This is a genomic window from Bacteroides bouchesdurhonensis, assembly GCF_900155865.1.
In the GTDB taxonomy this organism is placed as follows: Bacteria; Bacteroidota; Bacteroidia; order Bacteroidales; family Bacteroidaceae; genus Bacteroides; species Bacteroides bouchesdurhonensis.
Genome location: NZ_LT707006.1, coordinates 1887709 through 1900114, shown reverse-complemented (window position 1 = coordinate 1900114; position 12406 = coordinate 1887709). Strand labels below are relative to the sequence as shown.

General features: G+C 40.3%; 16 protein-coding genes and 1 tRNA gene. 9 read left to right on the top strand and 8 right to left on the bottom strand.

From position 1 onward, the window contains the following. Positions 1 to 253 precede the first annotated feature (253 nt). Positions 254 to 805 (bottom strand): protein adenylyltransferase Fic, encoded by a 552-nt coding sequence (gene fic, locus CZ225_RS07595; RefSeq protein WP_077155741.1) that lies wholly within the window; start codon positions 803 to 805, stop codon positions 254 to 256. A gap of 19 nt (positions 806 to 824) precedes the next feature. Further along, a complete protein-coding gene (locus CZ225_RS07590; RefSeq protein WP_077153625.1) occupies positions 825 to 1124 on the bottom strand; it encodes a helix-turn-helix domain-containing protein in 300 nt (99 codons plus the stop codon). A 172-nt stretch (positions 1125 to 1296) separates the two neighbouring features. On the opposite strand from CZ225_RS07590, the gene CZ225_RS07585 reads away from it, so the two are divergent. The 4 genes from CZ225_RS07585 (at position 1297) to CZ225_RS07575 (ending at position 4642) form a co-directional block, all read left to right on the top strand. Beyond that, positions 1297 to 1566, top strand: coding sequence for a hypothetical protein (locus tag CZ225_RS07585; RefSeq protein WP_187367599.1), 270 nt, complete (start codon positions 1297 to 1299; stop codon positions 1564 to 1566). Then, entirely contained in the window at positions 1556 to 1690 is a 135-nt protein-coding gene (locus tag CZ225_RS24575; RefSeq protein ID WP_262483204.1) for a hypothetical protein, read from the top strand. Before CZ225_RS07585 ends, CZ225_RS24575 begins: the two co-directional genes overlap by 11 nt. A 688-nt stretch (positions 1691 to 2378) precedes the next feature. Then, positions 2379 to 3812, top strand: a complete 1434-nt coding sequence (locus CZ225_RS07580; protein ID WP_077153624.1) for an AAA family ATPase — start codon at positions 2379 to 2381, stop codon at positions 3810 to 3812. Then, entirely contained in the window at positions 3809 to 4642 is an 834-nt protein-coding gene (locus CZ225_RS07575) for an HNH endonuclease family protein (RefSeq protein ID WP_077153623.1), read from the top strand. Before CZ225_RS07580 ends, CZ225_RS07575 begins: the two co-directional genes overlap by 4 nt. 217 nt (positions 4643 to 4859) lie before the next feature. Here the strand turns inward: CZ225_RS07575 and CZ225_RS07570 are convergent. The 5 genes from CZ225_RS07570 to CZ225_RS23860 all read right to left on the bottom strand — a co-directional run bounded on the left by CZ225_RS07570 (position 4860) and on the right by CZ225_RS23860 (position 8076). Further along, a tRNA-Cys gene (locus tag CZ225_RS07570) sits at positions 4860 to 4931 on the bottom strand. 50 nt (positions 4932 to 4981) lie between these two features. After that, positions 4982 to 5197 (bottom strand): hypothetical protein, encoded by a 216-nt coding sequence (locus tag CZ225_RS07565; protein WP_077153622.1) that lies wholly within the window; start codon positions 5195 to 5197, stop codon positions 4982 to 4984. Beyond that, a complete protein-coding gene (gene feoB, locus CZ225_RS07560; RefSeq protein ID WP_077153621.1) occupies positions 5194 to 7680 on the bottom strand; it encodes a ferrous iron transport protein B in 2487 nt (828 codons plus the stop codon). Before feoB ends, CZ225_RS07565 begins: the two co-directional genes overlap by 4 nt. Before the next feature lie 94 nt (positions 7681 to 7774). Beyond that, on the bottom strand, positions 7775 to 7930 hold the full coding sequence (locus CZ225_RS07555) for a hypothetical protein (RefSeq protein WP_234983017.1): 156 nt from the start codon (positions 7928 to 7930) through the stop codon (positions 7775 to 7777). Further along, on the bottom strand, positions 7927 to 8076 hold the full coding sequence (locus tag CZ225_RS23860; protein WP_187367657.1) for a hypothetical protein: 150 nt from the start codon (positions 8074 to 8076) through the stop codon (positions 7927 to 7929). The genes CZ225_RS07555 and CZ225_RS23860 overlap by 4 nt, the downstream gene beginning before the upstream one ends. 162 nt (positions 8077 to 8238) lie before the next feature. Between CZ225_RS23860 and CZ225_RS07550 the strand changes: the two genes are divergently transcribed. Beyond that, entirely contained in the window at positions 8239 to 8877 is a 639-nt protein-coding gene (locus CZ225_RS07550) for a BT4734/BF3469 family protein (protein ID WP_234983016.1), read from the top strand. Between the two features lie 54 nt (positions 8878 to 8931). Then, positions 8932 to 10773 (top strand): DUF3987 domain-containing protein, encoded by a 1842-nt coding sequence (locus CZ225_RS07545; RefSeq protein WP_077153619.1) that lies wholly within the window; start codon positions 8932 to 8934, stop codon positions 10771 to 10773. Between the two features lie 127 nt (positions 10774 to 10900). On the opposite strand, the gene CZ225_RS07540 is transcribed toward CZ225_RS07545, so the two are convergent. Then, entirely contained in the window at positions 10901 to 11119 is a 219-nt protein-coding gene (locus CZ225_RS07540) for a DUF4248 domain-containing protein (protein WP_077153618.1), read from the bottom strand. A 220-nt stretch (positions 11120 to 11339) separates the two neighbouring features. Here CZ225_RS07540 and CZ225_RS07535 point away from each other — a divergent pair, with 220 nt between their 5' ends. The 3 genes from CZ225_RS07535 to CZ225_RS07530 are packed head-to-tail and all read left to right on the top strand — an operon-like array spanning position 11340 to position 12389. Further along, a complete protein-coding gene (locus tag CZ225_RS07535) occupies positions 11340 to 11822 on the top strand; it encodes an HU family DNA-binding protein (protein WP_077153617.1) in 483 nt (160 codons plus the stop codon). A 41-nt stretch (positions 11823 to 11863) separates the two neighbouring features. Next, positions 11864 to 11971, top strand: coding sequence for a smalltalk protein (locus CZ225_RS23650; protein ID WP_159106344.1), 108 nt, complete (start codon positions 11864 to 11866; stop codon positions 11969 to 11971). A gap of 4 nt (positions 11972 to 11975) precedes the next feature. After that, complete coding sequence (locus tag CZ225_RS07530; protein ID WP_077153616.1) at positions 11976 to 12389, top strand: N-acetylmuramoyl-L-alanine amidase; 414 nt, start codon at positions 11976 to 11978, stop codon at positions 12387 to 12389. Positions 12390 to 12406 lie beyond the last annotated feature (17 nt).

Genomic DNA, 12406 nt, shown 5'->3' with positions numbered 1-12406 from the left:
AACGTGCAATTCCCCATATTTAATAAAAACAAGTATCCTAGTATAATCATTTAGCACTATTTTATTTTTAATTGTATCTAAGCATTCTCCTACTTTTTCATCAGAAAAATCATGTACAGAATGTTTGCAGTAAATTTACTCATTCATAGTTTAAATTATTAAGTTTCTACAGAACTATTTCTCTTCTCTCAATTCCATCCACTAGCCGAGCTAGAACCAGCACACGATTGATATTACTTTAGCGACGTTTTGATTACTCTGGTTCATAACCTTCATAATAGTAAGATTGTGTAATGCCTTTGAATATTACTTCTCTATCATCCACTCTATCGGTTAAGCCTTGTTGTAGCAAAGTACATAGCTCCAAGTCATTGATAGGGCTTCTTTCCATTGCTTGTAAATAGAGAACCTTATCCACATTCTGCCAATCAACCACCATGCCAAGACGTTTCTTTAGAATCATATCAAGCCAAATACGCATAGTCCGCCCGTTTCCTTCCATAAAAGGATGCGCTATGTTCATTTCAACGTATTTAGCTATGATCTCATTGAATGTCGTTTCCGGCATTTTCTCTATTATTGGGATCATCACATCAAGATACATGCAGTTAGCAAAACGAAAGTTTCCCTTTGCTATATTCAAAGTACGTATCTTTCCGGCAAAGTCATACAATCCCTCAAACAGATAGCGGTGTATGTCACATAGTCCCTTTATTGTTCCCACCTCAATACGATCTATATCACCAGTTTCAAACAAGGCATGAGCTTTTATAAGGCTCAACTTATCTATTTCATTTGTATTCATATTCAATCGACTTTGATTCTTATAAATAAATATCCCCTCTCTCAATCCCATTTACCAGATTCTGCAAATCCGAAACACTATTGATATTGTAATTGGTATCTCTTATGCGGATCACTCCAATAATACCACCGGAAGAAGAAGGTGCAAACAGTTCTGTAATATCAACCTCTAAAGCATTGGCAATCTTTTCCAGTGTTTCAAGCGTTGGATTTCCATTGATAGCCCGACTTAAACTTTCTCTTTTCATTTCCATTTTATCGGCAAGGTCTTGAATTGTAAGCCCTTTTTCCTTACATACCTCTTTTACTGATAGTTTCATAATTATGTGATATTAAATGTTACAGTTGCAAATATACTCACATGAAACGTATATTATCACGCTTATTCGGTTAAGTAACGTTAAATATCAAATTTTATACAATTTCTATTTTGCAAATGTGACAATAAGAGTTACATCCGCATCATCAAAGTAACATTAATAATCACAAAATATGAAACGATACGATTTAAGCAAAATAATGAAGAGAGCGCACAACCTTTATAAAAACGCTCATGCAAAGTACCCGACATTTGCTGACGCACTTCGTAAATCTTGGAGTATGGCAAAGTTTGAGATTAGAGTAACCGAAGAATGTAAGGTAATCGAAGCGGAGACTAAAGCACGTGAAGCAAAGAAACGTGAAGAAAGAGAGCAGGCAGCAATAAAATCGGTTCTCTTTCATGCACAACTTGAAATGGACCGGATCAAACGTGAAGCATGATGGTCGTTTGATTGTTCGCGCTGAACAAAAAGACCTGATAAATGATAAGTTCCTGACCAAAAAGGAGCTGACAGAACGTGTACGTGAGATGTTTAAAGGTGGATTAATGCCTGTGTATCAATAAATAACAAATGCTGAGTACACTTCTGTACCCAGTATTTCCCCTTCTTGGAGGTTCCTAGTGGATTTTAAACCGACAAGATAATCTATTTATTTTCAATTAATTAGAATATTTTTAGTTCCGCTACTGTAAAACAAATGTTCTGTTTAAATCGTTAAATATTATGAGGTGACCAACTTTTAAAAGGTGGGAACAAAATGGGGGATCATAGCCATAGAGAAAAGCTTCACAGAAAGAGAAACGGCATGTCCTTCTTTCATGCGAAAGAGTAGATTAGTTATCTTTTTCAGTTCGGTGGTTGCTTTGATTCCTTGTGAGACGGGGACATAATCGTATAAATAAAGGCATAAACTCTCATCTAGTTTCAGAAAACCTTTGAAATAGTTCTCTAACGGGAAAAATAACTGATGGAAATCACCGCGAAAGGCAAAATCAATTATGTCATTTCACATCCTGATCTTATCTTTGTCTTCAAATGTATGAAGATACCCGGCGATGAATGTGTGTTCATGAAGACCTAAACCTATGGTCAGTTCCTTATTAAAAGGATAACTGTAGACAATAAGCCAACCATTATCTGAATACTGAAAGTTTGATTCTTTAATCAATGTGAAGTATTGAAGGTATTTTATGGAAAATAGGAGTTTAATTGTTACTTTTGTTATTCAATAGAAGCGATAATCATAAACTTATGAAGTTAAATAAGATAGAAATAGAATATTTCCGCTGCTTTCAGCACTTTTCATTGGATTTTGCTCCTGGTGTAACAGTGCTAATAGGTCGTAACGGTACGGGTAAAACCTCTCTAATCAAATCCATAGCTGATGCACTCAGTTTTATCTTTGCAACAAACAAAGACCCCAAAACAGGAAAAGCACTTGTTGCTGGCAATCCGGATCTCAAAATTGCTAATATATCCCCCAGTGAAGTTTGGTGGAACGAGGCAGATCGCATATCCGCTGATTATGTAAGTATTAAAGCAAAAGCTAATTTTGAGGGTGAGGAGTTATCATGGGAACTTATGAAGCCTTCCACTTCTAATGCCGGACTGCGTACTTCGTTATATCAAGAGGCATACAATAATTTTATGGATAAATATAGAATGACGGGAAATCTTCCTTTATTGGCATTTTATTCCGATTCATTTCCTCATATAACTTCCAAGATAAGCAAATTTGCTAAGGAAATATTGAAAAGTGGAAATATTCATCTTCGTAATTTTGGATATTATCAATGGGATGATGAAACTTCATGCTCATCCATTTGGCAAATCAGATATCAAAACTGTTATATAAAATGGCTCAATAGCAAACAGCGTGAAGAACTGTTATCTAATGATTTAAAAGAACTAACAAATATTGAAGAAATAGAGAAAAAGAAAAAAGAGCTTGCCTATCTACGTAAAGAGACTGAAGTCTCTTTTAAGGAATGGAATTCTATATTTAGCTGTTTGAAAGAATTTTCTAAAGATACAACTGAATATACCGATTCTACTTTTGAAGTGAAATCTCTTCAGGCTGAACAACGGGGTACTGAATGGAAACTGGTCATCAACATGGATTATAAATCAATGCTATTCGAGCAATTGCCAGCCGGTTACAAGAGACTTTACTACATAGTTTTTGATATTGCATATCGTTCATATCTTTTAAATGGGCATACGGATTCTTCAGGAATAGTATTAATAGATGAACTTGATTTGCATTTGCATCCTTCTTTGGAACAAGAGGTTCTACAACGGTTTAGAAACACATTTCCACATATTCAGTTTATCGTCTCTACTCATTCACCTCTTGTAATTTCAAATTTGAATACGCAGGAAAAGAATACGGCCGGAGAATCTGACAACATTATTTATCGGATGGTAATGGGACAAAAAGTTCCAGATGTATTACCTAATATGTTTGGCGTTGATTACGGAACCTCTATGGCTGATTTTATGAATACTCCAACTAGAAACCTTCAAATAAAAGAATTGATTGATGATTATGTGGTTCTAAAATTTCAGAAACAGGAGAATAAAGCAAAAAATGTCTATACTAAGATAATTGCAACAGTAGGAGAAGACAACAATGCTATTTTACAAGAAATATCGGATAAGTTAAAAGAACTGGAAACTTTATGAGGTATATAAATAAAGAGTTACCGGTATTCAAAGAAAAAGGAGAAACAATTGTTTACCGGTTTCTTACGGAGGCTTATGCAGGTGATTCTCATTACGAGGGACTTGAATATGAAAACTTTCGTAAACCGGAGTACCGAACCGAATTTGAATCTTTGTTGAGAGAAGAGCAATATAATATTTGTTGCTATTGCATGCGAGATGTCTCAAATTCTCCCATAAGTTTAGAGCATATTATCCCAAGGGCTTGTAATAAAGATGATTTTAAGTATTATAAAAAGTATAAGGTGTTATGTGATCATGTTGAACTGAAAGAGACTTTTGCAAAAGTACCCTTGAAACCTCAGAATGAACTGGTACGTTATCCTCATGTAGTAGCTTATGGCAATCTAGTCGTTTCGTGTAACGGAATCTCCGAAGAGAATAATAAAGCTTGTTGCATGTGCAATGGTCCACGAGGTAATGAGAAGATTGTTCCATTGATGTTACTTCCAGATTGCCTTGAACAGGTAGGATATATTAAGAATGGAGAAATGTATTCTAAAAAAGGAAACCAAGAAATTATTAACACTATTAAACTATTGAATCTAAACTATGAGCGGCTTAAAGAGATTAGAAAAATATGGTATCTGATTGGTAAGCACCAATGCTGGAGAAAGCTGTGGAATGCCAAGTCCGAGATCTTGCGTAGGTATCTTTTTATCCGTTTATTTGAAGTAGACCGTCCATCTGAATTGCCTGAGGAAATAAAAAAATATACGGATAATGATTTTTATTGGAATCTAATGCTTAAATACCAATGGTTCTATGGATACTATTTATTGTATGGTTAGGGATAATCGGTAAGTCGTAAAATAATAGAGTTACCGATAAGGAAAGTGAGTATTATTTAAAGAAATGGCATTCATATTGACCATTCCCAAACATGTATTTTTCGAGCTAAACGAACAAATTCGGACTGATCCCTAATTTTGTAGTACAAATGTAGTACCATTTTCACTTAAGAGCAAAGAAAAACCCTCTCAGAAATCATCTGAAAGGGGTTTATTGAGGTTCCTGGCGGATTCGAACCGCCGTACACGGTTTTGCAGACCGCTGACTAAGCCACTCATCCAAGGAACCATTTTTCCTGTTTGCGGTTGCAAAGGTAGTACAAATTTTGAAACTACCAACTATCCGCAACAATTTTTCTTTGTACTTTTTTTCTTATTCCCGCATTCCTTCTGCTTCTTCTCCATCATATCCTTTAATTCACAACCAGTTACACAAGTAGAACAAGGATTAGCTTTTTCTTTGGTCCGCCGAAAAAAAAGAAAAATTCCATATAACACGCGGATAATACAAAATAGAATTAATACCCCGACTATCCATTCTTGCCAATTACTCATACAAACAATCCTCCAATCTGATACACAGCAAATGAAACAATCCAAGCCAATATGGTAGTGTAACCCGCAGCGAAGAATGCCCATTTCCAACTACCGGATTCCTGTTTAATTGCCGCAAAAGTCGCTATACAAGGGAAATAAATCAGAACAAACAGCATATAACAGTAGGCAATCAACGGCGTTATCGGTATACGATCCGCCAGACTGACTGCATCCGCATCCGCATCGTTAGCATACAAAACACCTAATGTACTTACTACTAATTCCTTGGCTCCCACACCTGATATCAATCCGATACCCAACTTCCAATCAAATCCCAAAGGCTTTAGAACGGGTTCTACCGCCTGCCCAATCCGCCCGATATAAGAATTCTCCTGTTGTTCTGCCACAGTTTCATAACCATCGTGATTCGGATAATACCCAAGGAACCAAATCAGGATAGAAGCAATCATAATAATACCTCCCATCTTTTTCAGATATTGTTCACCCTTTTCCCAAGTATGACGAATAATAGATTTCGCCGTCGGCATACGATAAGGAGGAAGTTCCATTACAAACGGAGTGTCATCTCCTTTCACCAGGAACTTACTGAAGATTCGTGCCAATAAAACGGCTAATAAAATACCCGTCACATAAATACTCAGCAATACCAGACTAGCAGAACGAGGGAAGAATGCACCTGCCAACAACAAATAGATAGGTAATCGGGCACTACAAGACATCAAAGGATTGATCAACATCGTGATAAGACGGCTCTTCCGATTTTCAATGGTACGGGAAGCCATAATAGCAGGAACATTACAGCCAAATCCCATAATCAAAGGAATAAACGACTTTCCATGCAATCCCATTTTGTGCATAATCTTATCCATAATGAAAGCAGCACGAGCCATATAGCCGGAATCCTCCATCAGAGATATGCAGAAATAAAGAATCAGGATATTCGGCAGAAAGACAATCACTCCTCCTACCCCACCAACGATTCCATCAATCAGCATATCCTTCAAAGGACCTTCAGCCATATTGTTACGAATCAGATTTCCAAACTGCTCCACCAGCCATTCGATTCCCATCATCGGATATTCCCCCAACACAAACGTTCCTTCAAACATCAGGTACATAAAAAGGAAAAAGATGGGATACCCCCAGATACGGTGAGTCACAATCGAGTCCAGTACTTTAGTCGTCTGCTCCTGTTCCAAATGATTATCAGTAAACGTTTCTTTCAACGCTCCACTGATAAAACCATATTTAGCATCCGTAATGGCAGATTCACAATCTTCATTCATAGTATCCTGAATGCGTTTGGCCATTTTATCCCGGACGCGGATGATGTCTTCTCCATTAGGCAATGTATGAATAAAACCTTCAATATCCGGATCATTCTCCAATAATTTTATAGAAAGAAAACGAGTTGAATATTTGTGACGGATAAATTCATTTTCAGACACTTCCTCTTTCACAGCCTCAATAGCTTTCTCCAGATCGGGGCCATGATTGATGTGAATATGCCGGAATACACGTCCGGAAGAAGGATGTTTATGAACATAATCCTCCATATGGTCTTCTTCATGCTCCTTCCGGTCTTCCAACGAATCATGCCACTCTGTGAGGTCCTTCAGCACTTCCGGATTCATCTTTCCACGCTTATCAAAGAAATCAATCCCTTCGTAAAGATTGATAACTACATGGAACAATGTTTCCACTCCCCTATTTTTCTTACAGACAGTAGGAACCATAGGCACCCCGAATAGTTTACTCAGCAGATGATAATCCAGATTATTTCCACTGGCTTCCAGTTCGTCGTAGATATTGAGAGCCACGACCATACGGACATTCATATCAATGAGCTGCGTAGTAAGATAAAGATTCCGTTCCAGGTTAGAAGAATCGACCACATTGATGATCACATCCGGAGTCTCATCAATAATATGCCGGCGTACATAAATTTCTTCAGGAGTATAGGCAGAAAGAGAATACGTTCCGGGAAGATCGACAATGCGGAAATGATAACCTTCAAAGTCGAAATAACCTTCCTTGGCATCCACAGTCACACCGCTATAATTCCCCACATGCTCATGCGCACCCGAAGCCAGGTTAAAAAGAGAAGTCTTGCCACAGTTCGGATTTCCCACTAATGCGACATTAATGGTACGACGTTTTCCCAAAGCAGCCCGTTTGAGATCTTCCTCCTTCACTGAAACATCTTCAGCCAAGCCTTCATGATAAGCAGACTCGATAGCTGTTTTCTTAGCCTCCTCTTCGCTTACCACCTCTATCATCTCAGCCTCCTGCCGACGAAGAGAAATCTCATATCCCAAAACTTTATATTTAATAGGGTCCTTTAGCGGAGCATTCAGCAATACTTCAACGGTTTTACCTTTTATAAAACCCATCTCCACTATACGTTTACGAAAACCTCCGTGTCCTAACACCTTAACAATAACACCCTTCTCACCTGTTTTTAACTCAGATAAACGCATAACTCTCTAAATTTTCGGCAAAGATAATTCATAACTTTCTTGCACGCAAATTATTTAGAATGTTTTTAAATAACGATATTAGTAAGCTTCCCGTTCATTCACCTTTTAATCTTGATTCCTCCTCATGCAAACGTTCACACTCCTTTTTATACCGGATAAAGCGCAAGGTCCATTCACGTGTTTTTTCCATAAACTCTTCTTCTGTAAGCTGTTCGTAGTAATAATTCAGAATGCGTTCGTAAAAACTCAATTTTTTATCATCCCTTTTTTTAATTGCTCGTAAGTTCCCTTACTCATTTTTAATTCGTGACACATTTCTGTGATTTTCACGTGTTCAAACTTAAGCAATTCTTCAATAAAAAGCCCCAAGGCATAGTGGTGAAATTCTTTTTTCATTTCTTCTTCTCATTTAAATCTTAAAATAAAGTTATTATACACTAAATATTTTCACAATGGTTCATACATATCTGAACCTCGCTTATTTTATTTACCATAATTTCGCAACGTGTTCTGAAATACAAAATAATATATAATTCAATCAATATAAAAACGAATGTCATGGAAAATGTTTCAACAAATGAATATAAGATGTCTTATTTCATGCCCCCTATTGCTCCCATAAAAAATGAACAGGGACAGACTATCGCTCCCGCCACACTCATCCCCTTTTGCGATGTTTCAGCAAACCAACTATACCAGATGGTTACACACAACGAAAATCTCAGAATACTGACCGAGCAAGTACGCAGTGCGGCAGATATAAGGACAGCCAAAGCTTCGCTGCTACCCTATGTGACACCTTGCGGAATATTCACTCGTCGCAACAGCCAATGTTTTGTATCCCCTTCCGGCTTATCGATAGTAGATATAGACCACCTGGATTCTTATCAGGAAGCGGCAGAATTGCGCTATGCATTGTTCAATGATCCGTTTCTCCGTCCGGTCCTCACATTTATCAGCCCCAGCGGCCGGGGTGTAAAAGCATTGGTGCCCTACGGTGCGACAAGCCGGGATGATGAAGTGAAACGTGTGACAGAAAACATGATTTGGGCAATGCAATATGTCGAGCTAACCTATGGATCGAGAAACGAGCCTTCTGCCCATACACCGGCTAAGGGAGTAGACATCTCAGGTAAAGACATCGTGAGAGCCTGTTTCCTTAGCCATGACCCGGATGCGTTATTTCGAACATTATAAGTTTTATCAATATGGAATTACAAATTTTGAATCATTATTTATCATCTAAAAAAAATGAACAACATTGAATCTTTACACCACCTCACCGAAGTGGTAGAAACGGCAGGAGCCGATATTGCCCCCACTTATGCCGAGTATGTACAATTGGCATTTGCCATCGCAACAGATTGCGGTGAAGCCGGACGTGAGTTTTTTCACCGCCTGAGCAGATTATCGGCCAAGTATCAACATGAACACGCCGAACGGATATTCTCCAACGCACTCATCAAGCAGCATGGAGACATACACTTAGGCACAGTCTTTCATCTGGCCGAAATGGCAGGAATAGAATTCCCCAAAGAAAAACTGATGAACAGCCAGACGGGTACAGCAGGTACAGCAAATTCACCCCACCAAAATCTCACACACGCGCACGTATATAATAAAGTGAACAACGAGAAAACAGAAGGCGCAGATGAACCGGAAGAAATGCTGCCCGGCAGCGAACCCCACCAGCCATTGCCCACTTTCCCCACAGCAGACTGGCCGCCATTCCTGATGCGTATCATGAGCTACGGCACCACCACCGCCCAACATGACATTCTGCTACTCGGATCATTAACCGCTTTAGGTGCCAGCATGGAACGATACGTAAGGTGTCCTTATGCCGGAAAATACCAATCACCTTGTCTACAAACCTTCATTGTGGCTCCTCCGGCTTCCGGAAAGGGAATTCTTTCGTTTGTCCGCCTGCTCGTAGAACCTATTCACGACCAGCTCCGCCGGCAAACAGAGGAAGAAATGAAAAACTACCAGAAAGAAAAAGCAGCCTACGACGTGATGGGCAAGGAACGCGGCAAAGTAAACGCTCCTCAGATGCCTCAAAACAAAATGTTTCTTATCTCAGGCAACAACACCGGTACAGGAATCCTGCAAAACATCATGGATGCCAACGGAACAGGATTTATCTGTGAGGCCGAAGCAGACACCATCTCTACCGCCATCGGCTCAGAGTATGGCCACTGGAGCGACACACTCCGCAAAGCATTCGACCACGACCGGCTGTCGTATAACCGCCGCACCGACCGGGAATACCGGGAAGTAAAAAAGAGCTTCCTTTCCGTCTTGCTCTCCGGCACACCTGCACAAGTAAAATCACTCATTCCTTCATCAGAAAACGGCCTCCTTTCGCGCGAACTGTTCTACTACATGTACGGCATACGGATATGGATCAATCAATTCGACAAGAACGAGACAGATCTGGAAGCTACCTTCACCACTATGGGGCTGGAATGGAAAAATAAACTAGAGCTACTGAAAGCACATGGTATTCACACACTCCGGCTCACTGATGAACAAAAACAAGAATTCAACCAACACTTCTCCAACTTGTTCGACCGTTCCAACATCGCCAACGGCAGTGAAATGAGCAGTTCCGTAGCACGTCTGGCCATCAATATATGTCGCATCATGGCAGAGGTAGCCACACTGCGTGCCCTCGAGAGTCCCGACCCCTATCACCCGCACTCCACCGGTAAACAAGGCTTTACTCCAGACAAGGAAATCGCTGCCGACAATATCAAAGACAACATCATTACCCGTTGGGATGTAACCATCACTTCCGAGGACTTTAATGCCGTACTGGGGCTTGTAACGCCCCTCTATCGTCATGCCACACATATATTGTCTTTTCTGCCTCCTACTGAAGTCAGCCATCGGATTAATGCCGACCGTGACGCTCTTTTCGACACCTTGGGCAATGAGTTTACCCGTGCACAGATGTTGGAACAAGCAGAAAAGATGGAAATCAAAACTAATACCGCCCTCACCTGGCTCAGACGTCTGGTGAAGCGCGGATTAATAACCAGCATAGATGGTAAAGGCTCTTACGCGCGCGTACACGTGTGTGCGTGCTAGAGAGCCCCGGGAAAAGTGTACCTATTGCACCCATTTGCCCATAGAACACCCCACTGCTTTGTAGGAGTTAAAGCATAGCTTTACGATCTCTATAGCTATGCTTTAGCCTACATAAAGCAGTGGGTTTTTACGGTTCACCCAACGCATCTACAATTACCCTTACTTCCAACGGCGTATAAGATCGGCGTTGTGGCTGATATCCCAAGTCATACAGCCGTTGTTGAAGTCCGGGACATCGGGCAATCCATTTATTCATTTTCCGGTAAGCGGCAATGCTAGTCAGTTCGGGAGAATAGAGTTGAGCGAGTTCCATGCGGCCATAAGCACGTATTTTGAATTCTATCATGGCTTATAAGTTTCTGATTTATAGTCACAAAATTAACTAAACATTTCCATATTTACAACATTATATACCGGTAATAAGGGACAATAATTGACTATAAGTGACTCTAACAGCTCACTACTGAGCATAACCGACATTCGCGAATTCCAGTGAGTTATCTTTGTATCGTCCAAAGGGAGAAATCTCCGCGACACGATGTTTAACCATTAAATTTTATTGTTTTATGATTCGTTACAAGATTTATCAAAACCAACAAAAGAAAGGAGTGAACGCAGGTAAGTGGTTCGCCCGTTCGGTTGCCGACGAAACGTTCGACTTAGCAAAGCTAGCCGAACACATGTCTAAACACAACACTCCGTATTCCGGTGGTGTTATCAAAGGTGTGCTCACAGATATGGTTGGCTGTATCAAAGAATTGTTGCTCGACGGCAAGAACGTAAAAATTGACGATCTGGCAATCTTTGGTGTAGGTATCCGCAGTAAAGCGGCCGAAACGCTGGATGATTTCTCACTGGAGAAAAACATCACAGGTATGCGTCTCAAAGCTAGAGCTACCGGCAACTTATCGACTACCAACCTGAAACTTGACAGTCAGTTGAAACAGCAAACCGAGTATCAGAAACCGACTACCCCGGGAGGTGAAGGCTCTGGCAATACCCCGGCCCCTAAACCGGATGAGGGTGAATCTCCTGATCCCACTCTCTAATTCTTCTAACTAAAATTTTATCAACTTAAAAACGGAATCACATGAGTAGTTCATCTTCACCCCGCTCCAAATGGAGCTTTATTGTTAAAGTTATCATCACTATCGCCACCGCTATCGGAGGGTTGATAGGTGTACAGAGTTGCATGTAGGCTTATGCGGACCATCACGCTGTTCATCATTCATTGCAGTGCCACACCGGAGGGAAAATCCCTCCCGGTGGAGGCTTGCCGACAAGATCACATCCGCCATCGGGGTTTCTGTGATATCGGTTATCATTTTTATATCACACGCGATGGAGAGATCCACCGGGGCCGTCCTCTGGAAAAAGTCGGAGCACATTGTCTGAATCACAACGCGCATTCTATCGGAATTTGCTATGAAGGAGGATTGGACATGAACGGAGTACCTAAAGATACACGCACGCTGGAGCAACGAGGTTCGCTGCTGGCTTTACTCCGGGAGTTACGGAGAAGATTTCCGAAGGCGTTGATAGTAGGACATCATGATCTGAATCCGATGAAGGAGTGTCCATGCTTTAATTGTGTGAAGGAATTTGAGGAGGTATAAGGTAGGATTGATGAAGG

Excerpts from the sequence above, each read along its gene's own strand:
- fic (WP_077155741.1), bottom strand. The coding sequence starts at position 805 with ATGAATACAAATGAAATAGATAAGTTGAGCCTTATAAAAGCTCATGCC.
- CZ225_RS07590 (WP_077153625.1), bottom strand. The coding sequence starts at position 1,124 with ATGAAACTATCAGTAAAAGAGGTATGTAAGGAAAAAGGGCTTACAATT.
- CZ225_RS07585 (WP_187367599.1), top strand. The coding sequence starts at position 1,297 with ATGAAACGATACGATTTAAGCAAAATAATGAAGAGAGCGCACAACCTT.
- CZ225_RS07580 (WP_077153624.1), top strand. The coding sequence starts at position 2,379 with ATGAAGTTAAATAAGATAGAAATAGAATATTTCCGCTGCTTTCAGCAC.
- CZ225_RS07575 (WP_077153623.1), top strand. The coding sequence starts at position 3,809 with ATGAGGTATATAAATAAAGAGTTACCGGTATTCAAAGAAAAAGGAGAA.
- CZ225_RS07565 (WP_077153622.1), bottom strand. The coding sequence starts at position 5,197 with ATGAGTAATTGGCAAGAATGGATAGTCGGGGTATTAATTCTATTTTGT.
- feoB (WP_077153621.1), bottom strand. The coding sequence starts at position 7,680 with ATGCGTTTATCTGAGTTAAAAACAGGTGAGAAGGGTGTTATTGTTAAG.
- CZ225_RS23860 (WP_187367657.1), bottom strand. The coding sequence starts at position 8,076 with ATGAAAAAAGAATTTCACCACTATGCCTTGGGGCTTTTTATTGAAGAA.
- CZ225_RS07550 (WP_234983016.1), top strand. The coding sequence starts at position 8,239 with ATGGAAAATGTTTCAACAAATGAATATAAGATGTCTTATTTCATGCCC.
- CZ225_RS07545 (WP_077153619.1), top strand. The coding sequence starts at position 8,932 with ATGAACAACATTGAATCTTTACACCACCTCACCGAAGTGGTAGAAACG.
- CZ225_RS07540 (WP_077153618.1), bottom strand. The coding sequence starts at position 11,119 with ATGATAGAATTCAAAATACGTGCTTATGGCCGCATGGAACTCGCTCAA.
- CZ225_RS07535 (WP_077153617.1), top strand. The coding sequence starts at position 11,340 with ATGATTCGTTACAAGATTTATCAAAACCAACAAAAGAAAGGAGTGAAC.
- CZ225_RS23650 (WP_159106344.1), top strand. The coding sequence starts at position 11,864 with ATGAGTAGTTCATCTTCACCCCGCTCCAAATGGAGCTTTATTGTTAAA.
- CZ225_RS07530 (WP_077153616.1), top strand. The coding sequence starts at position 11,976 with ATGCGGACCATCACGCTGTTCATCATTCATTGCAGTGCCACACCGGAG.